Below are 20220 nucleotides of genomic sequence, written 5' to 3'. Positions count from 1 at the left end.
GGAGGTTGAGGCCGAGCCGCACGCCGATCAACGCCGTCTTGGCCATCCACATCATCATGCGCACGACAAGCCCGAAACGGTGCAGCAGCGTCGAACGCTCGCCAATCCGCTTCGTTAGACGCGCGATTCGCAGCCAAATGCCATCCAGCTGGAAGCCGAATATGCGGGCGATCATGCAGTTTTCCGGCACGGCGATGTGCCCTGGAAGCCCCGAGTGATTGACCCAGAAGAACTCGAACCGGGCGTCGGGTATCGACGACATGATCCGATGCAACACCTGCCCAGCCGTATAGCTGGAGTCAGGCGGCACGTCGGACACTATGGGAATACTCAACTTCTTCATCGTAAATTCCGGAGAGTTCTTTGCAGAAGACATCCATGCTGTAATGGTCTCGCGCAAACTGCTGGCGAGCCGCCCGCCCTTCGGCGTTGCGCGCCGCGCGCAGAACGGCCGTCTCGACGACATCCGCATATGCGTCGTCCGAATGCTCGCTGCACAGGCCGTAGATCGGCGCTCCGACCAGGGCCGGCAACGCGGTCCCCACCGTCACGATCGGCGTCGCGCCGGCCGCCATCGCCTCGATGGCCATCAGGCCGAACGCTTCCGCCTTCGACGGCATGAAGAAGTAGTCCATCGCACTGTAATACTTGGCGATCTCCGCATCCTTGATCCAGCCGGTGTCGATAATCTGATAACGGCTCGACAGGCCACGACAACAGCCCGTCTCCTGGAAAGCGATGATAGTGATCGGCAGGCCCGGATAACGCGCGGACAACCGGCGCAACGCGGCGAGGATCAATGTCATCCCCTTGTATTCCGAATATACGGCCCGGAATCCGACCACGATATTACCGTCCGGAATGCCCAGTGCCCGCTTTGCGTCGACCTGGCTGAGCCCAGAGCCCATTTCAACGCCAAATGGCAGCACGCGCACCCGAATCTGATTTTCGTATACCGACCGCGCCACCAACTCGCGCATGTATTCAGAAGCCACAATCACCATCGGATCAAGCTTCTTAACCACCGCAAGCTTTTCCTCGAGGTTTCGCGCGCTGCGATCCCGCTTGATCGGAAAATGATAATTGAGATTCGGGCAACGTATGCAACCGGATTCAAAGCCGTTGCAATCCAGCGAATAAATGCAGTGCCCGCTTAACATGTATGGGTCATGCCACGTCCATACCAGCGGCTTGTCGGCGGCAATCTCGACCCAGTCACGCACCGACAGGAATTCCTCGTGGACGATATGGAAATGCAGCAAATCGGCCGCCCGATAAAAATCGAGATTTGTAATTGCCGATGCGTTGCGGTAATAGCCGTTGAGGTTGCCGGTCCGACGCGCCAGTTCGGACAACAACGGCGTCATGTTGCGGGTCAAGCTCGAACCTGCCTGCTGAACGTACTCCTCCGATTCCGTGCGAGGGGTCCAGCAGGCAAACTTCGCGTCCCAACCATGCGCGCGAAAACCCGGACGGGCATCCAGATTATTGAATCTCCGTCCGGTCGCGTCATGTTTGGAAATATTCAGAACAGTGCGCATGGATCAGGTGAAGTTGCGCGTCTTGTTACCGCGCTTATCCAAGAGATTCCGCTTCTTCCACAGCGCGCTGTGCGGCTCGTCCACGACGACGTGGCCATCAGGGCGCGGTTCCTTCGTGTAGTAGTAAAGAATGATCGACCGGCGCGGCTCGTGCTCCGGGAAGTTCACCGGATCCGGCAAGCCATGGAAGCTCTTGTCGTGCGAGTCGAAAATCACCAGGCGGTTGTAAAGCGGCGCAACCTTCTTCACGCACACTTCGCCTTCGGCGTCATACACGCCGAATTCACCGCCCCACTCTTCCTGCCAGTTCGGATTCAGATAGACGAGCGCATTCAGGCGCCGGTTCAAGCCGGTCGCGTCGTGGTAGTTGCCGTCGACGTGCACGTCGAGCAAGCCGCCGCGCATCGTCACGTTGAGGCCGCCGCCCGTGAAGTACGGATCCGGAATGATCTTCTGGATGCCCATCACCTTCGACATCGCCTGCAGGAACGGCGCGCTGTTCAGGATACGCACGGACGGCAGCATGCCATCCGGAATGTCGAATTCCGATTTCCAGTCGGTCCGGAATTTCACTTCGATGTCGGGATCGTTCGAGTGCTCCCAGATCGGATCGGTGATGTCCGGAAACGCGTCGAGGCAAGCCTTCGCAAAATCATCGGGGAAAAAATTGTCGATGACGACGTGCTTGAAGGGCTCGTCGAAGAGCTCGACGCCCTCGCGGGCAGCGAGCAGTCGAGCGCAGGAATATTCGGCAACCGACTTGAGTTGAGCTTGGGTAAATTGCGTCATTTCTCGACCCATGTGTCTAGAATTGGAACCACACGCGCTGATTGACGAATCGCGTGTAACTCAAAACGATACGAAGTATCTTCTGCGAGACGTTCTCGGCGACGTAATCGGCGGGCGGCCGGTAGGTATCGCCCGCCTCTGCCCATTGCGCCGTCACGATGCCGACGGCATCGAGCACGTAGTCCGCCTGCAGCCCGCACATCACGAGCGTTCCCTGGTCCATGCCTTCGGGCCGCTCATGCGAATTTCGGATCGTAACCGCCGGGAAGTTCAGCAGCGCCGACTCCTCCGTAATCGTTCCGCTATCCGACAGGACACAGGTCGCCTTCTGCTGGAGCTTGACGTAGTCGAAGAAGCCGAACGGCTTTAGATACCAGACCAGCGACGAGGCCGGCTTCAGATCGAGCGCCGCCATACGCTTCTGGGTGCGAGGGTGCGTCGACACGATGACCGGAAAGCCGTACTTGGCAGCCAGCGCATCGAGCGTCGCGACAAGACTGCGAAGGTTGTCCTCGGAATCGACGTTCTCCTCGCGGTGCGCGCTGACCACGAAATACTTCCGCTCTTCGAGCCCGAGCTTTTCCAGCGCCGTCGCGGATTCGATTTCGTCCTTGAAGTGCTCCAGCACCTCGGCCATGTGCGACCCGGACTTGATGATCCGGTCCTGCGGAATGCCTTCGGCGATCAGGTAACGCCGCGCATGTTCGGTCAGCACGAGGTTGATGTCGCTGAGGTGATCGAGAACCTTGCGGTTCAGTTCCTCGGGCACGCGCTGGTCGAAGCAGCGGTTGCCGGCTTCCATGTGAAATACCGGAATCTTGCGGCGCTTTGCCGAGATGACGGCGAGACACGAATTCGTGTCGCCATAGAGAAGCACCGCATCGGGCTTCTCCTGCTCCATCACCTTGTCCGACTTTTCGATCACGCGTGCAATCGTCTGCGCCGCGTTCTCACCGACTGCCTCGAGGAAGTAGTCAGGCTTGCGAATGCCAAGCTCGTCAAAAAAGATCTGGTTCAGCTCGAAGTCGAAGTTCTGACCGGTATGAACCAGCACATGATGCGTGTGCTTGTCGAACTCGGCAATCACCCGGGCCATCTTGATCAGCTCGGGGCGTGTGCCGACGATCGTCATGACCTTAAGCATCGAGTTGCTCCCGGATGAAATCGAGCTTCATTAGCAGCGACTTGACGCCTTCGCGGTCCAGCCGCTCGGTGTTGTGAGACGTGTAATCCTCGAAGGTCGAAATCTTCGCTTCGCCTTCGACGAAGAACTTCGCGTAGTTCAGGTCGCGTGCATCCGCCGGGATGCGATAGTAACCGCCGAGATCTTCAGCGCGCGCGAGCTCCTCGCGGCTCACGAGCGACTCGTACAGCTTCTCGCCGTGCCGCGTGCCGATCGCCTTGATCTCGTTGCCTGCCTTGAACAGATCCTTCAACGCTTCGGCGAGATCCTGGATCGTCGACGCGGGCGCCTTCTGCACGAAGATGTCACCCTGGTTGCCGTGCTCGAACGCGTACAGCACAAGATCGACCGAATCGTCGAGCGACATCAGGAAACGTGTCATTTTCGGATCCGTGATGGTCAGTGGCTTCCCTTCTTGGATCTGCGAAACGAACAGCGGAATAACCGACCCGCGGCTCGCCATCACATTGCCGTAACGCGTTGCGCAGAGAATCGTCTCACCTTCACGCCGCATCCGCGACTTGGCCACCATCAGCTTTTCCATCATAGCCTTCGACAACCCCATCGCATTGATCGGGTAGACGGCCTTGTCGGTGCTCAGCACGATGACACGCGCAACGCCTTCGTGAATCGCCGCGGCCATCACGTTTTCCGCGCCGATGACGTTGGTCTGGACCGCTTCCATCGGGTAGAACTCGCACGACGGCACCTGCTTGAGCGCTGCCGCATGGAACACATAGTCCACGCCGTGCATTGCCTGCCGCACGCTGTCGTAGTCGCGCACATCACCGATATAGAAACGCAGCTTCGGATTGTTGAACGCAATCCGCATGTCTTCCTGCTTCTTCTCGTCGCGGCTGAAAATCCGGATCTCGGAGATGTCGGTGTCGAGGAAGCGCTTGAGAACGGCGTTGCCGAAGGAGCCGGTGCCGCCCGTGATCATCAGGGTTTTGTTTGCAAACATTGCCGTACGTCTAACCTTTATCGTTCAGTCATTTGAAATCGCGCATGCGACGGACGAGCTCCGGCCACGCAGGCGGCTGATAACCCGTCTCGGCCCGAAAGCGCGTCGAGTCGAGGGAGCGATCGATGACAAGTTCGTCCGACGGATCAATGCGGATCTCCTTGCCATAGGCATCGGCTACGAGCCGCAGCAATTCGTACTTGTCGATCGGGGCGGCGGATACGTGGTAAAGGCCGCGCATCTGCGGACGCGGAACCACGTAGTCTTTCATGACCGTCGCCAGTTCGACGGTCGGAAGGCCCGAGAAAACGGCCTTGGTGAAGCCCTTCACGGCCCCTTGCTGCGACAGGAACCAGCCGACCAGGCTGCGGCTGCCTTCGAGTTCGTGACCGATGATCGACGTGCGAAGCGTGATCGCGTTCGGGTAGTCGACCTCGCCGAGCAACTTCGAGCGGCCGTAAATGTCGTACGCATCGGGAAAATCGCTTTCCAGGTAACCGCCCTTCGCGCCAGAGAAAACGCAATCGGTACTGACCTGGATCAGTCGCGCACCCACCGCTTCGCAAAGCACTGCGAGACGGTGCGGAAGAATCGTATTGAGCGGGACGGCATCGAGGACCTGGTTGGCTGCGGACAACTGCTTGACGAGGCCAATACAGTTGACGACCACATCCGGCTTGGTCGCGGCGAACAATCGCATCAATGCATCGGGGCTTTCGACGTCGAAGCCGACCAGAATGCGCGGCGCGAGCTGTTCGTCGAAATGCCGCAACACGGAGGCGCTACGTGCGGCACCAAAAACTTCGAAGGCCGAATCGCCTGCAAATACTCGAAAGACTGCGTTTCCCAGCATGCCGGAAACGCCGAGGACCAATATGCGCATAAAGTTACCTTCCATCCGGCTTCTACGAGAGGATACCCGTCTGCCCGCCAGATCCTGGCGACAAACGACTGCCGTCGTGACCGGGCCTGGCAGACATTCTCGAACCAAAGCCTTTCAAGAACTTGGACCATACCGCCCCAGAGATTGCTCTCGTTAGGACGCCAACCCATCCATTGCAGGGCAGGCACGCGACGCTCTCGTCGATTGTCGCGATCCCGCTGGCAGACGCGAATCGTTTGCATCAAGATTCGCCCGCCCGAGGTATGCCCCGTATAGCCGTAGCGGATTATATCCCACCCGTCTTCGCGCACCGCCGAGCCGGCGGCGCATTTGACAAATGTTGTGAACTACGAATTCACCACCAGATCCGACGTCGGCGCATCCATCGGCACCTCGGTCAGCGTCCCGTGGTCGATGACGATCTTTCGGTTGCAGACGCGCTCGACGAGTTGCGGCGAATGCGATGCCATCACGAGGATCGACGATCGCTCGACCAGCGAATTCAACCGGTCCGACGCTTTTTTGTTGAACGACTCGTCGCCCACGGACAGCCACTCATCCATCAGAAGAATGTCCGGATGGACAGCGGTCGAGACCGCGAAAGCCAGACGCAGGGCCATCCCGCTCGAATAGGTTCGGGTCGGCATGTTCAGGTAGTCGCCCAGTTCGCTGAACTCGGCGATCTCCTCGATCTTCGCTTCGATCTCGCTCGGCCGCAGCCCCATCACGACGCCGCGCAGAAAGATGTTTTCGTAGCCGGTCGCCTCCGGATCCATCCCGAGCGAGATATCGAGCAGCGAGCCGATGCGCCCCTTCACGTCGAGCCGTCCCGAAACGGGCGCATACACGCCCGACAACACGCGCAACAACGTGGTCTTGCCGGCCCCGTTATGGCCGACCAGCGCAACGCGATCGCCCGGCTTGAACTCGAACGTCGCGTCGCTGACCGCGCGCACGACGACGTGCTTGCCGGCATCGTGTGCGACGCGCCCGCCGGTCGTTGCACGCAGCACCGCCTTCTTCAGCGAACGGTGTGATGCATTGAAAATCGGAAACTCGACGGTGATGCGTTCAGCACGAATATGCACAGATTCCATACAGCCCACTCTCGATCAAAGCCAATACGCGACACGGTGGCGATACCGCGACAACATCAGCGACGCCACCCCGCCGGTTACCAAAGTAATGCCGATTACCCAGATCCACGACGTCAGCGACGGCATCTGCCCGAGCAACGGGCTGCGCACGACGTCCAGCAGATGCGCGGCCGGATTGAGGGCGACCATCCAGGCGAATTTCGAACCGAGCGTCTTCGGCTGCCAGAGGATCGGCGTCAGGTAGAAGCCGATCATCGTCAGGTTCTGCACGACGGGCAGCAGATCGCGAAAACGGGTGCACGGAATGGCCACGCACAACGAAATGAAGAAAATCGCAACCGAGGCGAGCAGGAGACCCGGCACCGCAAGCAGTGCATACCACGACCAGCCGGGGCCGACGAACGTGATGACCAGCGCGACCACGACGAAGTTGTGCGCGAAGATGATCAGGTTGCGGCACACCAACCGGAGCACGAACGACGGCAGTGGCAGACGCGTCTGTTTCATCAGCCCCTCGAACTGGGAAAACGCGGTGCACGACTCGTTGACCTGCGTCGAATAGAACGACCAGACGACCTGGCCGATCGCGTAGAACGGCAGGTATTCGTGAATCTGCATCTTGAAGATCATCGACCAGACGACACCCAGCGTCGCGATCATGATCCCGGTGCTGAGCGTCATCCAGAACGGCCCCAGCACCGAACGGCGATAGCGTTGCTTGATGTCGTACCACGCGAGCAATCCCCACAGTTGCGGCGCCTTGACCGTGTCGAACAGTTCGTTCCTTCGGTAATTGATTTGACTCATACGTATCAGTTGTCCAGCTCCAATTTACCTTCGCATCCGCGCGCCATCCGTCGACGCGACCGCACGCTTCCTTCGGCCACCCGACGCAGGATTTCGTCGAGCCGGCCGGCCGCTTTCGGCTCAGGCGGATTTCCGGCGCTCGAAGCGCTTCCAGGCCGTATCCAGCCTGAAGCAGGCAACAAGCAACCCTAGATACCACAACACCAGAATCGCGTATTGAGCGAACGCTGACAATTGCAGCATCCCGATCCCCAATAGCGCCGCGACCGCCATCAGGCCGTACCAGACCAGTGTGATCGGCCGATGTCCCATGCCCATACGGACCAAGCGCTGGTAGTAATGCTCACGGTGCGCCTCCCAGATCTTCTCTTTCCGGATCACGCGCTTGGCAAGCGTCAGCGATGCATCGGCAATGAAGGGCGAAAAGACGATCGCCGGATACCAGAGCGGCCAGACCGCGTTTCGCCAGCCATACAGCCCAAGTGCGCCGGCCATGAAGCCCAGTGGAATCGAGCCGACATCGCCGAGAAAGATTTTCGCCGGGTGAAAATTGAACACGAGAAAACCCAGCGCGGCGCCGGCAAGCGCGGCGGCCAGGACGGCCAACTCCGCTGCATGGCCGGCGGCCGCCCATGCATAGGCGGCAAACCCGAACAGCGCCATGCCGCCAGCGAGGCCGTCAAGCCCGTCCATGAAGTTGTACAAATTGGTCATCCAGACGGTCGTCACGCCCAACGCGATCATCACCCACATGGCATCGCCCGTCTTGAGCGACGAGACGAACAGCCCCGCGACGATGAAATGGACGGCGAACCGGATGCTGGCCGGCAGCCCGCGACGATCGTCGATGAACGAGAGTACCGCCAGCGCGACCATGCCGGCCAGCGCATAACCAATCCGCGAGCCGGCACCGACGACGAAAGAGGCGATCACGGCCGCCGGCACGATCCCCCAGCCGCCGACGCGCGGCACGGGTATCGTGTGGAGCGACCGCCAGTTGGGCGTGTCGATCGCGAGCCGCCACGCGAGCCGGGTCTTCAGCAGCCATGCCAGCAACGCGACGCACGCGACGGCGGCCAACGCCGCAGCTGCGGCGATCGAAGGAAGATCCCGCATGTTCAGCGCCCCTCCTCGCGATGTTCAAGATACGTCCAGGCAGTGCGCGCGAGCCCCTCTTCACAGCTGAAAGGCGGCTCCCAGCCGAGATCCTGCCGGATGGCGCCGATATCCAGTCGCAGCGGATCGACGAGCCGGCGCACCGTCTCGGTCCGCCCGGTCATGCGCGCCGCCAGTTGCAGCAGGCCGACGGGAACATCGATGAACCGTGCGGGCTGCCCGAGATGACGCCCGAGCGCTTCGATCAGTTCGCGCACGGTCAGCGTTTCGCGATCCGCGACATGATAGACGGACTGGCACGCGCCCGGATGCTCCGCCAGTGCCAGCAACGCATCGGCGAGGTTGCCGACGAATACCAGGCTGCGCGCTGCGGATGCCCGCCCGAGCGGCAGCGGCATACGACGCGCAACCGCCGACATCAGACGTTCGAAATTGCCGGCGACACCCGGACCATAGACGAGCGGGCAGCGCACGGAAACGCCCTGCAGCCCGGAGCGGGCAGCGAGCGCCGCCAGCGCCTCCTCGGTCTCGCGCTTCGACATGCCGTATGCATCGAGCGGTCGAGGCGTGTCGCTCTCGCGCAACGGGCGGCCGGCATCGCGCTCAGCCAGCGCCTTGACGCTGCTCATACCAACGAACCGACGACAGCCGTGCCGATAGGCCGCTTCGGCGAGTCGCAGCGTGCCATCGAGGTTGGTCTGGCGATACGCATCGAGCAGTTGCGCCTCGTGACGCCCGAACTGATGCACGCGCGCCGCAGTGTGCACGACAGCATCAATCTCGCCCGCACCCCACGCGTCGCCCACCGAAACGAAATCAGGCTCGGGCGACACCCATTCGCGCACGCCGGGAATACCAAGGCCCGCGCGACGGACAAGTGCTGTCACGTCGTGGCCGCGCGCTACCGCCGCCGCGCATACCACGCGCCCGACGAAGCCGTTCGCACCGGAAACAAGGATGCGCATTAGATCCACCGCCAGCCAAAACGGTTGTAGAACTGAGTCGCCGACGCGACGAACAGCCGGACGTGCAGCCAGCCCTTCCTGGCCGCCCCGCCGCCGAAATGGACGATCCGGACGCGCGGCGAATACACGATTCGCGCCACCTCGGCCGTTCGAAGGCTGAGGTCGTAGTCCTCGAAATAGAGAAAATAGCGCGGATCGAAGCCGCCCAGCTTGCGCAACACGCTGCTTCGAAAAAACATGAAGCAGCCGCTCACGATCGCGGGCCCCCACACGTTTTCGGCCGTGCCGCACTCTTCGCGCATTTCATAGCGCTCCAGGCGCCCCTTGAACAGACGGCGGATCGACTGCGGCGCAAAGCCACGCAGCAGCAGATCCAGGACTTTCGGATAGCGGCGGCACAGATATTGGATCGAGCCGTCCTCGCCGCGTACCTCGGGCACGACCAGACCGATCTCCGGATATGCCACCATCAGTTCGACGGCAGCCGTCAGCGTGTCGCGCTCACACAGCACGTCCGGGTTCAGGACGAGATGAAAGACACTGTCGCTGCGCTCGATCGCGAGATTGTGGCCTCGGCCATAGCCCACGTTACCGTGACCGCGCAACACCTCGAAATCGACACCGGCCCGTTCGAGCCGCTCCCGCCACGCGTGCGGAACCTCGCTGTCGCCGTTGTCGACGAAATAGAACTTTGCCAGCCGGTCGCAATCCGCCGGTTGCGGCGCTTCACGCAATGCCAGCAGCGAATCGAGCAGGGTCGCCAGCGTACGCTCGAGCAGCACCGGATCCGGTCGATACGTGACAACGGAAATCGAGAGTAGATAGCTGGGCGACGAAGATCGAGTCATTGAGCAGATTGTGGTTTCGCTGTTTGCACCTTACTGCCACCACCTGTCATGCAAATCCGCTTGGGAAGACCTCGCCAGGTCACAGCAACCGAGAAATGGTACTGAAGGTGGGCCGCGAAATTTTATCAATTTGTAAAAGTTGCCTGTGCCGCCACCCGCTAGACTGCACGCCACGGCCCGTTGCTTGCAGATGCGCTCACCGGAAAAACGCGTCCGCACCGGGGCGCAACAATGTGATGTTGCCTTTGCCCGGAAAACCGGCGTTGGGCTCAACGCGCCCGGGCAGCATTATAAATGAGCAGCCCTGTTACAGATTGTTGCGGCAGAACATATTGTGTCATCAAATATGATGCCACCCCATTTCTGCGAGGCTGACGACGGTCAGATCGTGCGCCGGTAACCGTTATGGAAATCCCGGTTCCTGCAGGCAACGCGCCAGCGCCTCCTCCCAGGACGGCGCGCACAACCCGAACACGCTGGACAACTTGTCGCCCGACAATCGCGAATTGCGCGGGCGTGCCGCCGGCGTCGGGTATTGGTCGCTGGGGATCGGATGCACGGCGACATTCAGACCTGCGCGGGCGAAAATGGCCTTGGCAAAACCGTGCCATGACGTTTCACCGCCATTCGTCAGATGATAAACGCCGGTGTGTTCGCGCCACCAGTCGCGCGAATCCCCACCCTCGGCGCAGTAGCGGGCCAGGACATGGCCGGTCAAGGCTGCAATCGTGCCGCTCCACGTCGGCGCGCCGATCTGATCCGCGACAACACTCAGTTCGTCGCGCTCGCGGCCGAGTCTGAGCATCGTCCCGAGAAAATTCTTCCCTGTTGCACCGTAGACCCAACTCGTGCGAAATACCAGATAGTCGCCGCCGACGGCTGCGATCGCCTGCTCGCCCGCGAGCTTCGTGCGGCCATAGACATTCAGCGGGCCGGTCGGGTCGTCCTCGCGAAACGGCTGATCGCCGTGTCCGTCGAACACGTAATCCGTCGAGTAATGAACCAGCAGCGCACCGGCGCGCACCGCCTCTTCGGCCAGTATCCCGGGCGCTTCGCCATTGACCCTGCGCGCTGCCGCCTCGTCGCTCTCCGCACGATCGACCGCGGTATACGCGGCCGCATTGACGATGGCAGCCGGACCGATGTCGCGCACGACGCGACGAATCTGGTCCGGATCGGCAAGATCCAGCCCGCTGCGATCCAGCGCGACCACCGGCGCCAGGCCCTGCAGCGAGCGCGTCAACTCGAAGCCGACCTGCCCATTGGCGCCCGTCACGAGAATCGGCCGTGTTACACGAAATGAATCAGTCATTGCACTCACAGTTGGATGACGTTCTGTCGGATGCCCACTGCCGGGTCACGCATATACTTCCGCGTCGGCCAGCCGCAGGCCCGCCACGTCTTTCGCGGCGAGCACAGGCTCGCCGTCGAACGGCCATTCGATCCCGATGTCCGGATCGTTCCAGACGATGCTCCGCTCGTGTTCGGGAAACCAGTAATCAGTCGTCTTGTAGAGAAACTGCGCCGACTCCGACAGCACGACGAAGCCGTGCGCGAAACCGGGCGGCACCCAAAGCTGGCGATGGTTGTCGGTCGACAGCGTCACGCCGACCCATTTGCCGAAGTTCGGCGAGCTGCGACGCACATCGACCGCGACATCGAACACCTCGCCCTCGACCACGCGCACCAGCTTTCCCTGCGCATGCTGAATCTGGTAGTGCAGCCCGCGCAGCACGCCGCGCATCGAGCGCGAGTGATTGTCCTGTACGAACTCGACGCCCGGCGCGACCTGTTCGGCGAACTCCTGGGCATTGAAGCTCTCGTAGAAGTAGCCGCGCGCGTCGCCGAATACCTTTGGCTCGATGATCTTGACTTCCGGCAATGCCGTTGCTGTTACCTGGATGGCCATGCGACTTGGTCAGAAAGAATATGTTGGAGATATCGCCCGTAACTGTTTTTCGACAGCGGTGCGGCGAGCTTGCCCAACTGCTCGGCGTCGATCCACCGCTTGCGGTAGGCGATCTCTTCCGGGCACGCCACGACGAGCCCCTGGCGCTTCTGCAGCGTCGCGATGAACATTGCCGCATCGATCAGCGAATCATGCGTACCCGTATCGAGCCACGCATAGCCCCGCCCCATGATCTCGACATCGAGTGCACCGTCGGCCAGATAGCGCGAGTTCACGTCGGTGATCTCGAGCTCGCCGCGCGGCGACGGCTTGATGTCGGACGCGATATCGCACACGCGGTTATCGTAGAAGTACAGGCCCGTCACCGCGTAGTGCGAACGCGGCTTGACCGGCTTTTCCTCGATCGACAACGCACGGAAATCCCGGTCGAATTCGACCACGCCGTACCGCTCGGGATCCTGAACGTGATACGCGAACACCGTTGCGCCATTCGTATTCGCATCGGCCCGTTCGAGTTGCTTCGCGAGGTCGTGTCCATAGAAGATGTTGTCGCCGAGAATCAGGGCCGACGGCTCGTTGCCGATGAACGACTTCCCGATGATGAAGGCCTGCGCGAGCCCGTCCGGCGACGGCTGCACCGCGAACTGGATATTCATGCCCCACTGACTGCCGTCGCCCAGCATCGCTTCGAAGCGCGGCGTGTCGTGCGGCGTCGAGATGATCAGCACGTCCCGGATGCCCGCCACCATCAGCGTCGACAGCGGGTAGTAAATCATCGGTTTGTCGTACACCGGCAGCAGCTGCTTCGATACGACATGCGTAATCGGATACAGCCGTGTGCCCGAACCGCCGGCAAGGATAATGCCTTTACGTGCCATCGATCAGCCCCTCACGTGCGTTGCGCGTAATTGGTTTCGACCCATTTGCGATAATCGCCCGACGCGACGTCGTCCACCCACGCCTGATTGTCGAGATACCAGCGCACGGTTTTCGCGAGCCCCGTCTCGAACGTCTCGGCGGGCTTCCAGCCGAGTTCGCGCTCGAGCTTGCGCGCATCGATCGCGTAGCGGCGGTCGTGGCCCGGACGGTCCTTCACGTAGGTGATCTGCTCGCGGTACGAACCGGCCGCCTTCGGCCGCGCCGCGTCGAGCAGATCGCACAGCGTATGCACGACGTCGAGATTCTTCTTCTCGTTCCAGCCACCGATGTTGTACGTCTCGCCCGGCACGCCGCGCGCGAGCACTTCGCGGATCGCGCTGCAGTGGTCGCCGACGTACAGCCAGTCGCGCACGTTCTGGCCGTCGCCGTAGACCGGCAGCGGCTTGCCCGCGAGCGCGTTCGCGATCATCAGCGGAATCAGTTTCTCGGGGAACTGGTACGGGCCGTAGTTGTTCGAGCAATTCGTCGTGAGAGTCGGCAGGCCGTACGTATGGTGATACGCACGCACCAGATGATCAGAGCCGGCCTTCGTCGCCGAATACGGGCTGTTCGGCGCGTACGGAGTCGTCTCGCAGAATTGCGGGTCGGTGGCCGACAGCGATCCGAATACCTCGTCGGTCGACACGTGCAGGAAGCGGAAGGCCGCCTTGTCCGTATCGTTCAGGCTATTCCAGTGCGTACGTGCCGCTTCGAGCAGCGTAAACGTACCGACGACGTTAGTCTGCACGAAATCGGCCGGTCCGTGGATCGAACGGTCGACATGGCTTTCGGCGGCGAAGTGGATCACGGCGCGCGGCTTGTGCTCGGCAAACAGCGCATCGAGTGCCGCGCGATCGCAGATGTCGACACGGGCGAACACATGGGCCGGATTCCCGTCCAGCGGGACCAGCGTCCGCAGGTTGCCCGCATAGGTCAGCTTGTCGACATTGAGCACGGCCTCGCCGGAAGCATCCATCCAGTCGAGTACGAAATTGGCACCGATAAAACCCGCGCCGCCGGTAACCAGGATCATGAAACTTCCTCTACGTAATGTGCGGCGCGCCTGGCAGGCGCTCATCGCACTTCTTGTCATGCACAGTGGCCAAGTCTCAGCCGATCAGGCCCGGCATTTTAACCGGTCGCCACGACCGGCCAGGTCACGAGATGTTAATTTCAGAGCGAAAATGCCGATTATAGGAATCCAAGCGACGCCAACTCCATGCTGCTAACAACTTGATACAGCACCCCGGCCCTTTGCGTTACGAAAATCGCATGCCAGGCAGGCCACTTGATATGGAATGGCCGTTGCGCCAGCCGTGGGTTTGTGCGATTTTTTTCTCAGTTCATCCGATTCGCTCACAATCCGACCCTCATGCCCCCGCCCCCCATCGCCATCGGCGACATCCAAGGCTGTCACACCGCTTTCCAGTCGCTGCTCGACAAGCTCTCGCCCCCCGCCGACACGCCGCTCTGGATCGCCGGCGACATCGTCAACCGCGGCCCCGGCTCCCTCGCCGCACTGCGTGCGCTCGTCGACCTCGGCCCGCGCGCGACCGTCGTGCTCGGCAATCACGACCTCCACCTGCTCGCGGTTTCCGCCGGGCTGCGTACCGAGCGCCCGGGCGACACCATCGGCGAGATCCTCGATGCGCCCGACGCCGACGCGCTGCTCGACTGGGTCCGCCACCGCCCGTTCGTGCATGCGGAGCACGGAATGCTGCTCGTGCACGCGGGCGTGCTGCCGCAATGGGACGCCACGCTCGTGCTCGAGCTCGCGGACGAGCTCCAGCGCGCGCTCCGTGCGCCCGACTGGCGCGACACGCTGCAAGACCTGTACGGCAACGAGCCGAATCAATGGAGTCCGGACCTGAAAAAACGCGACCGGATGCGCGTCGCGTTCAACGCGTTCACGCGCCTGCGCTTCTGCACGCCCGACGGCGCGATGGAGTTCAAGGCGAACGGCGGCCCCGACAGCGCGCCGCCCGGCTACCTGCCGTGGTTCGACGTGCCCGGGCGCCGCACCGAGGACGTGACGGTCGTGTTCGGGCACTGGGCCGCGCTCGGCCTGATGCTGCGCGACAACGTCGTCGCGCTCGATTCGGGATGCGTATGGGGAAACCAGTTGTCGGCCGTGCGGCTCACGGCCGATCCGGCGCAGCGCACCGTCACGCAGGTGCAGTGCGAAGCGTGCCGCTCGCCGGGCGGCGAGTGACGGCACGCTGATTGGCCGGCCCCGGCCGGGCGGCGCGTCAGCCCTCGCGCCCCGGCACGGGCGCGTCGGTCGTCGCCTCGCCCGCCGCAGCGGCACCGAGCTCGGTCGCCGGATACGCATGCTTCTGCAACTCGGCGAGCGATTCGGCCGTCGGCTTGCCGACCTTCTCCTGCAGCGTCGCCAGTGCAGCGGCGATCGCGTCGCGCGCCGCCGCGGACGTCGCGCGACGGTCGCCACCCGGCGCGATCGGTTCGCACACGTACAGATGCGCGACGAGCGGGCCGCCGCGCAGCACCATGTCGAGCGACTTGCCGAGCGACAGGTCGCCCGTGTAAGCCGGCGCGACCGACTGTCGCCCGCTCGCGTCCTCGTACATCAGGCAGATCGGCTGCACCGCGCAGCCGGCCGAGACCGCGGCCTGGAACAGGTTCGCATGGAACGGCAGCAGCTCCTGGCCATCGGACGTCGTCCCTTCCGGAAACACGCACATCAGCCCGCCTGTGCGCAGGCGCTCGGCCATCTCGTGCATGATCCGCATCGCCTCGGTGCGCTTCTCGCGCTGCAGGAACACGGTGTCGAGCTTCTCGGCGAGCCAGCCGACGACCGGCCATTGCCGCACCTCGGCCTTCGACACGAACGGCGTCGGCCGCCACGCGTTGACCGCGTAGATGTCGAGCCACGACACGTGGTTGCCGACGACGAGCGCGCTCGCGTCGAGCCGCGCCCCGTCGTTGTGGACGACCAGGCGCATCCCGCAGATCCGCAGCATCTTGATCGACCAGCGGCGCGTCATCTCGGCGCGGCGCGAGGGCGTGACATGCGAAAAACGCAGCGCGACGATCACCATGCCGCGCAACAGGTGAAAGACGAGACGCAGCTTGCGAAAGGCGATCATGGCGAAGGTCCGGCGAGGTTCAGTGGCGCTCGAACGCGACCTGCCCGGCCACGAGCGTGGTACGCACGGTGGCCGGCAGTTCGTAGCCGAGGAACGGCGAGTTGTGGCCCTGGCTCTTCAGCGCACGCGGCTCGACACGCCAGTGCGCGCGCGGATCGAACACGCACAGGTCGGCCGCGCCGCCTTCGGCGAGGCGGCCCGCCGGCAGTTGCAGCACGTCGGCCGGTGCGGACGTGATGCGGCGCAGCGCCTGCGCGAGCGGCGTGCGCGTCTCGTCCGCCCACTTCAGCGTCAGCGACAGCAGCAGTTCGAGCCCCGTCGCGCCCGGCGTCGCTTCGCCGAACGGCAGCAGCTTCTCGTCGTCGTCGACCGGCGTGTGATCCGAGCAGATCGCGTCGATCGTGCCGTCGGCGAGCGCCACGCGGATCGCTTCGCGGTCGCGCTCGCTGCGCAGCGGCGGGTCGAGCCGGAACTGCGAATCGAAGTAGCCGATGTCGACGTCGATCAGGTGGACGTGGTTCACGCCGACGTCGCAGGTCACGGGCAGCCCTTCCGCCTTCGCCGCGCGCACGAGCGCGAGGCCGGCCGCCGACGACAGCCGCGCGAGGTGCACGCGTGCGCCCGTCACGCGCATCAGTTCGAAAATGGTGTGCAGCGCGATCGTCTCGGCCGCGACCGGCACGCCGGACAGCCCGAGCCGCGACGCGAGCGCGCCGCTCGCGGCCACGCCGCCGCGGCCGATGAACGCGTCGAGCGGACGCAGCCACGTCGTGTAGCCATAGGTGCTCGCGTACTGCAGCGCGCGCAGCAGCACCTGCGTGTCGCGCACCGGCACGTTGGCGTGCGTGAAGCCGACACAGCCGGATTCCGTCAGCGCGACCATCTCGGTGATCACCTCGCCCTTGAGGCCGACCGTCAGCGCGCCGAGCGGATGCACGTTCGCCTGGTGGAGGTTGCGCGCACGGAACTTGAGCATTTCGACGAGGCCCGGCTCGTCGAGCACGGGATCGGTGTCCGGCGGGCACACGAGGGTCGTGACGCCGCCCGCGACGGCCGCGGTCATCTCGGACGCGAGCGTCGCCTTGTGTTCGTAGCCGGGCTCGCGCAGCCGCGCGCACAGGTCGACGAGGCCGGGCGCGACGACCAGGCCCGACGCGTCGATCGTCTTGTCCGCGTTGAAACCGGCGGGCGCGCTGCCCAGCGCGGCGATCTTGCCGTCCGCGACGAATACGTCGGCCTGCCCTTCGGTACCGGCGACCGGGTCGATCAGCGTGCCGCCTTTGATATGAATCTTCATGCGCTGTCTGTGAATGCGTTGATTGCGTTGAATGCCTGAACGAGGAGGCGCGAAAGCGGGCTCAATCGCTGTTGCCAGCGACGATGCCCATCACCGCCATCCGCACCGCGATGCCGAACGTGACCTGGTTGAGGATCACCGACTGCGGCCCGTCGGCGACCTGCGAATCGATCTCGACGCCGCGGTTCATCGGCCCCGGGTGCATCACGATCGCGTCGGGCGCGGCGAGCGCGAGGCGCTCGGGCGTCAGGCCCCACGTCTTGAAATACTCCTGCGCGGACGGCAGCAGCGCGCCGCTCATCCGTTCGTTCTGCAGGCGCAGCATGATAATCACGTCGACGCCCTTCAGCCCCTCGTCGAGGTTGTGGAACACCTTCACGCCCATCTGTTCGAGGCCGCCCGGCAGCAGCGTGCGCGGGCCGATCGCGCGCACTTCCGGCACGCCGAGCGTGGTCAGCGCGTGGATGTCGGAGCGCGCGACGCGCGAATGCAGGATGTCGCCGACGATCGCCACGCGCAGCTTCGTGAAGTCGCGCTTGTAGTGACGAATCGTGTACATGTCGAGCAGGCCCTGCGTCGGGTGCGCGTGGCGGCCGTCGCCGGCGTTGATCACGTGCACGTGCGGCGCGCAGTGCTCGGCGATCAGGTACGGCGCGCCGCTCGACGCGTGCCGCACGACGAACAGGTCGGCATGCATCGCCGACAGGTTGTTGATCGTGTCGAGCAGCGATTCGCCCTTGCTCGTCGACGACGCGTTGATGTTCAGGTTCAGCACGTCGGCCGACAGGCGCGTCGCGGCGATCTCGAAGGTCGTGCGCGTGCGCGTCGAGTTCTCGAAGAACAGGTTGAACACGGACTTGCCGCGCAGCAGCGGCACCTTCTTCACCTCGCGGTCCGTCACGCTGACGAACTGCTCGGCCGTATCGAGGATGTGATTGACGATCGAGCGCGGCAGGCCCTCGATCGACAGCAGATGCTTCAGCTCGCCGTTTTTCGTGAGCTGCGGGTTGCCCTTCAGGAACCCGTAGCGAAACCGGTCGGGGCTCGCGGCCGCCGCGGGATTGCCGGTGCGGCCAGTGGTGTCGGTGGTCATGGTGTGCGTGATTCCAACTATGCAAACGGGCCGCGGTGCAAACCAGCGGCCCGGGATACGGTTCGCGTGTCGTTCAGGCGCCGTGCGACTCGCTCTGGGCCTCGATACGCAGCGTGAATCGCGCATCGTCGCGCGCGAGCACGAGCGTCGCGTCGGCCGGCACGTCGAGTGCGCCGCCCGCGAAGCGCGCAGCGACCGGCAGCTCGCGGCCGCCGCGATCGGCCAGCACCGCGAGCTCGACCGCGGCCGGACGGCCGTAGTCGAACAGCTCGTTGAGCGCCGCGCGCACGGTGCGCCCGGTGTACAGCACGTCGTCGACGAGCACGATGCACGCGCCGTCGATCTCGAACGGCAGCGACGTCGGGCTGGCCTGGCTGTGCAGCCCCTTCTTCGCGTAGTCGTCGCGATGCAGCGCGACGTTGACGACGCCGAACGCCGGTGCGCCGAGATCGCGTGCGAGGCGCTCGGCGAGCCACGCGCCGCCGCTGTGAATGCCGGCGAGCCGCGGGCCGCCCGGTGCGGCGAACGTCGTGCCGTACGCGGCGCGGATCTGGTCGAGCAGGACGCGGTAAAGCGCCTCGGCGTCAATGGTGCTCATGGTCGGACAATTGATCGAGATACTGTTGAAGGATGACGCGCGCGGCTTCGGCATCGAGCATGTCGGTGCGTGCGCGGCCGCGCACGTTGCGCTCGCGCAGTCCGGCCTCGGCCTCGACCGACGAATAGCGCTCGTCGACCCACGTGACGGGCAGCCCGAAGCGGCCGTTCAGCTGGTTGCCGAAGCGCTTCGCCTGCTGCGTCATGTCGTGCGGCGTGCCGTCCGGATGCATCGGCAGGCCCACGACGAGCGCGTCCGGCCGCCATTCGGCCAGCAGGTCGCCGACCGCCTTGAAGCGGTGCTCGCGGTTCAAATTCTGGATCACGACGAGCGCGCGGGCCGAGCGCGTCAGTGCGTTGCCGATCGCGACGCCGATCCGTTTTTCGCCGTAGTCGAACGCCAGGAGCGTCGCATCGCGCGCGCTCGCGCCACTCATGCGTGCCCTGCTTCGCCGGACAGCATCGACGAGCTGACGCCGAGCAGGCCGAGCGCGGCTTCGAAGCGCTCTTCGGCCGGCGTGTCGAACACGATGCGCGGATCGGCGGCGACCGTCAGCCAGCCGTTGCGGGAAATTTCTTCCTCGAGCTGCCCTGCCCCCCAGCCTGCATGGCCGAGCGTCAGCAGGAAGCGCTTCGGGCCGGTGCCCGTCGCGACCGCCTCGAGCACGTCCTTCGACGTCGTCATCTCGAGCCCGCCGTCGACGGACATCGACGAGTTGTAGCTCGCGCCCTCGACCGGCTCGTGCAGCACGAAGCCGCGCTCGGTCTGGACCGGGCCGCCGAAGTACACGGGAATGTGCAGCAGCGGCTCGATGTCGAGCTTCAGGTCGATGCGGTTGAACAGCGATTCGAGGTCGATGTCGGTAGGACGATTGATGACGAGGCCGAGCGCACCGCGCTCGCTGTGATCGCAAAGATAGACCACCGTTCCCGAGAACGTCGGATCGGCCATGTTGGGCATGGCGATCAGGAACTGGTTGGTGAGATTGATGCGATCGGAAGGCTTTGACATGGTTTGAATTTTAGCAAAGACGCCGCGACCTGACCGGGCCGCGATCAACAAGCAACGCCGCGCCACGCTGGCAACGGCGCGCGCGGATCACACG

At 63.5% G+C, this 20220-nt stretch carries 21 protein-coding genes; 1 reads left to right on the top strand and 20 read right to left on the bottom strand.

All coding sequences use genetic code 11. The annotated features are described in order from the left end of the window. Positions 1-299: 299 nt before the first annotated feature. The 14 genes from DFS13_RS06445 to rfbB all read right to left on the bottom strand — a co-directional run bounded on the left by DFS13_RS06445 (position 300) and on the right by rfbB (position 14053). Positions 300-1541 carry a glycosyltransferase gene (locus DFS13_RS06445; protein WP_111441495.1) on the bottom strand — a complete coding sequence of 414 codons (1242 nt, stop codon included), beginning with the start codon at positions 1539-1541 and terminating at the stop codon, positions 300-302. Between the two features lie 3 nt (positions 1542-1544). Then, positions 1545-2330 (bottom strand): 2OG-Fe(II) oxygenase, encoded by a 786-nt coding sequence (locus DFS13_RS06440; protein ID WP_181461604.1) that lies wholly within the window; start codon positions 2328-2330, stop codon positions 1545-1547. Between the two features lie 16 nt (positions 2331-2346). Beyond that, positions 2347-3474, bottom strand: coding sequence for a non-hydrolyzing UDP-N-acetylglucosamine 2-epimerase (gene wecB, locus DFS13_RS06435; protein WP_111441493.1), 1128 nt, complete (start codon positions 3472-3474; stop codon positions 2347-2349). Then, a complete protein-coding gene (locus DFS13_RS06430) occupies positions 3467-4477 on the bottom strand; it encodes a polysaccharide biosynthesis protein (RefSeq protein WP_111441492.1) in 1011 nt (336 codons plus the stop codon). Before DFS13_RS06430 ends, wecB begins: the two co-directional genes overlap by 8 nt. A 28-nt stretch (positions 4478-4505) precedes the next feature. Beyond that, the gene (locus DFS13_RS06425; protein WP_241308641.1) at positions 4506-5375 is read right to left on the bottom strand and encodes an SDR family oxidoreductase; all 870 of its coding nucleotides are present in this window, start codon (positions 5373-5375) and stop codon (positions 4506-4508) included. Between the two features lie 332 nt (positions 5376-5707). Continuing rightward, positions 5708-6457 (bottom strand): ABC transporter ATP-binding protein, encoded by a 750-nt coding sequence (locus DFS13_RS06420; protein WP_111441490.1) that lies wholly within the window; start codon positions 6455-6457, stop codon positions 5708-5710. Between the two features lie 15 nt (positions 6458-6472). Then, a complete protein-coding gene (locus DFS13_RS06415) occupies positions 6473-7264 on the bottom strand; it encodes an ABC transporter permease (protein WP_111441489.1) in 792 nt (263 codons plus the stop codon). A 120-nt stretch (positions 7265-7384) separates the two neighbouring features. Continuing rightward, positions 7385-8380: a glycosyltransferase family 4 protein gene (locus DFS13_RS06410; protein WP_111441488.1), complete on the bottom strand. Its 996-nt coding sequence runs from the start codon at positions 8378-8380 to the stop codon at positions 7385-7387. 2 nt (positions 8381-8382) lie between these two features. Further along, the gene (locus tag DFS13_RS06405) at positions 8383-9345 is read right to left on the bottom strand and encodes an NAD-dependent epimerase/dehydratase family protein (protein WP_111441487.1); all 963 of its coding nucleotides are present in this window, start codon (positions 9343-9345) and stop codon (positions 8383-8385) included. Beyond that, entirely contained in the window at positions 9345-10193 is an 849-nt protein-coding gene (locus tag DFS13_RS06400; protein ID WP_111441486.1) for a glycosyltransferase family 2 protein, read from the bottom strand. The genes DFS13_RS06405 and DFS13_RS06400 overlap by 1 nt, the downstream gene beginning before the upstream one ends. Positions 10194-10596: 403 nt before the next feature. Continuing rightward, on the bottom strand, positions 10597-11505 hold the full coding sequence (rfbD, locus tag DFS13_RS06395) for a dTDP-4-dehydrorhamnose reductase (RefSeq protein ID WP_111441485.1): 909 nt from the start codon (positions 11503-11505) through the stop codon (positions 10597-10599). 45 nt (positions 11506-11550) lie between these two features. Next, positions 11551-12102 (bottom strand): dTDP-4-dehydrorhamnose 3,5-epimerase, encoded by a 552-nt coding sequence (rfbC, locus tag DFS13_RS06390; protein ID WP_111441484.1) that lies wholly within the window; start codon positions 12100-12102, stop codon positions 11551-11553. Next, positions 12087-12980, bottom strand: coding sequence for a glucose-1-phosphate thymidylyltransferase RfbA (gene rfbA / locus DFS13_RS06385; RefSeq protein ID WP_058901968.1), 894 nt, complete (start codon positions 12978-12980; stop codon positions 12087-12089). The genes rfbC and rfbA overlap by 16 nt, the downstream gene beginning before the upstream one ends. 11 nt (positions 12981-12991) lie before the next feature. Then, positions 12992-14053, bottom strand: coding sequence for a dTDP-glucose 4,6-dehydratase (gene rfbB, locus DFS13_RS06380; RefSeq protein WP_058901969.1), 1062 nt, complete (start codon positions 14051-14053; stop codon positions 12992-12994). 339 nt (positions 14054-14392) lie between these two features. Here rfbB and DFS13_RS06375 point away from each other — a divergent pair, with 339 nt between their 5' ends. Next, positions 14393-15232: a symmetrical bis(5'-nucleosyl)-tetraphosphatase gene (locus DFS13_RS06375; protein ID WP_111441483.1), complete on the top strand. Its 840-nt coding sequence runs from the start codon at positions 14393-14395 to the stop codon at positions 15230-15232. Between the two features lie 37 nt (positions 15233-15269). Here DFS13_RS06375 and DFS13_RS06370 read toward each other — a convergent pair whose 3' ends face one another. The 6 genes from DFS13_RS06370 to DFS13_RS06345 form a co-directional block, all read right to left on the bottom strand. Next, on the bottom strand, positions 15270-16127 hold the full coding sequence (locus DFS13_RS06370; RefSeq protein WP_111441482.1) for a 1-acyl-sn-glycerol-3-phosphate acyltransferase: 858 nt from the start codon (positions 16125-16127) through the stop codon (positions 15270-15272). Positions 16128-16146: 19 nt separating this feature from the next. Beyond that, positions 16147-17424, bottom strand: a complete 1278-nt coding sequence (locus tag DFS13_RS06365; RefSeq protein ID WP_111441481.1) for a dihydroorotase — start codon at positions 17422-17424, stop codon at positions 16147-16149. Positions 17425-17485: 61 nt separating this feature from the next. Next, the gene (locus DFS13_RS06360; protein WP_006476735.1) at positions 17486-18517 is read right to left on the bottom strand and encodes an aspartate carbamoyltransferase catalytic subunit; all 1032 of its coding nucleotides are present in this window, start codon (positions 18515-18517) and stop codon (positions 17486-17488) included. Positions 18518-18590: 73 nt separating this feature from the next. Beyond that, positions 18591-19115 (bottom strand): bifunctional pyr operon transcriptional regulator/uracil phosphoribosyltransferase PyrR, encoded by a 525-nt coding sequence (pyrR, locus tag DFS13_RS06355; RefSeq protein ID WP_069352988.1) that lies wholly within the window; start codon positions 19113-19115, stop codon positions 18591-18593. Beyond that, a complete protein-coding gene (gene ruvX, locus DFS13_RS06350; protein WP_006476737.1) occupies positions 19102-19551 on the bottom strand; it encodes a Holliday junction resolvase RuvX in 450 nt (149 codons plus the stop codon). Before ruvX ends, pyrR begins: the two co-directional genes overlap by 14 nt. After that, positions 19548-20126 (bottom strand): YqgE/AlgH family protein, encoded by a 579-nt coding sequence (locus DFS13_RS06345; RefSeq protein ID WP_006491354.1) that lies wholly within the window; start codon positions 20124-20126, stop codon positions 19548-19550. Before DFS13_RS06345 ends, ruvX begins: the two co-directional genes overlap by 4 nt. Between the last annotated feature and the right edge of the window lie 94 nt (positions 20127-20220).

Origin of the sequence: Burkholderia sp. 28_3 (assembly GCF_003253915.1) — a bacterium.
Classification (GTDB): Bacteria; Pseudomonadota; Gammaproteobacteria; order Burkholderiales; family Burkholderiaceae; genus Burkholderia; species Burkholderia cenocepacia.
The sequence above is the reverse complement of the archived record's forward strand: the minus strand, read 5'-3'. Positions and strand labels throughout refer to the sequence as shown.

Coding starts and splice junctions, on each gene's coding strand:
- DFS13_RS06445 (WP_111441495.1), bottom strand. CDS start 1,541: ATGCGCACTGTTCTGAATATTTCCAAACATGACGCGACCGGACGGAGA.
- DFS13_RS06440 (WP_181461604.1), bottom strand. CDS start 2,330: ATGACGCAATTTACCCAAGCTCAACTCAAGTCGGTTGCCGAATATTCC.
- wecB (WP_111441493.1), bottom strand. CDS start 3,474: ATGCTTAAGGTCATGACGATCGTCGGCACACGCCCCGAGCTGATCAAG.
- DFS13_RS06430 (WP_111441492.1), bottom strand. CDS start 4,477: ATGTTTGCAAACAAAACCCTGATGATCACGGGCGGCACCGGCTCCTTC.
- DFS13_RS06425 (WP_241308641.1), bottom strand. CDS start 5,375: ATGGAAGGTAACTTTATGCGCATATTGGTCCTCGGCGTTTCCGGCATG.
- DFS13_RS06420 (WP_111441490.1), bottom strand. CDS start 6,457: ATGGAATCTGTGCATATTCGTGCTGAACGCATCACCGTCGAGTTTCCG.
- DFS13_RS06415 (WP_111441489.1), bottom strand. CDS start 7,264: ATGAGTCAAATCAATTACCGAAGGAACGAACTGTTCGACACGGTCAAG.
- DFS13_RS06410 (WP_111441488.1), bottom strand. CDS start 8,380: ATGCGGGATCTTCCTTCGATCGCCGCAGCTGCGGCGTTGGCCGCCGTC.
- DFS13_RS06405 (WP_111441487.1), bottom strand. CDS start 9,345: ATGCGCATCCTTGTTTCCGGTGCGAACGGCTTCGTCGGGCGCGTGGTA.
- DFS13_RS06400 (WP_111441486.1), bottom strand. CDS start 10,193: ATGACTCGATCTTCGTCGCCCAGCTATCTACTCTCGATTTCCGTTGTC.
- rfbD (WP_111441485.1), bottom strand. CDS start 11,505: ATGACTGATTCATTTCGTGTAACACGGCCGATTCTCGTGACGGGCGCC.
- rfbC (WP_111441484.1), bottom strand. CDS start 12,102: ATGGCCATCCAGGTAACAGCAACGGCATTGCCGGAAGTCAAGATCATC.
- rfbA (WP_058901968.1), bottom strand. CDS start 12,980: ATGGCACGTAAAGGCATTATCCTTGCCGGCGGTTCGGGCACACGGCTG.
- rfbB (WP_058901969.1), bottom strand. CDS start 14,053: ATGATCCTGGTTACCGGCGGCGCGGGTTTTATCGGTGCCAATTTCGTA.
- DFS13_RS06375 (WP_111441483.1), top strand. CDS start 14,393: ATGCCCCCGCCCCCCATCGCCATCGGCGACATCCAAGGCTGTCACACC.
- DFS13_RS06370 (WP_111441482.1), bottom strand. CDS start 16,127: ATGATCGCCTTTCGCAAGCTGCGTCTCGTCTTTCACCTGTTGCGCGGC.
- DFS13_RS06365 (WP_111441481.1), bottom strand. CDS start 17,424: ATGAAGATTCATATCAAAGGCGGCACGCTGATCGACCCGGTCGCCGGT.
- DFS13_RS06360 (WP_006476735.1), bottom strand. CDS start 18,517: ATGACCACCGACACCACTGGCCGCACCGGCAATCCCGCGGCGGCCGCG.
- pyrR (WP_069352988.1), bottom strand. CDS start 19,115: ATGAGCACCATTGACGCCGAGGCGCTTTACCGCGTCCTGCTCGACCAG.
- ruvX (WP_006476737.1), bottom strand. CDS start 19,551: ATGAGTGGCGCGAGCGCGCGCGATGCGACGCTCCTGGCGTTCGACTAC.
- DFS13_RS06345 (WP_006491354.1), bottom strand. CDS start 20,126: ATGTCAAAGCCTTCCGATCGCATCAATCTCACCAACCAGTTCCTGATC.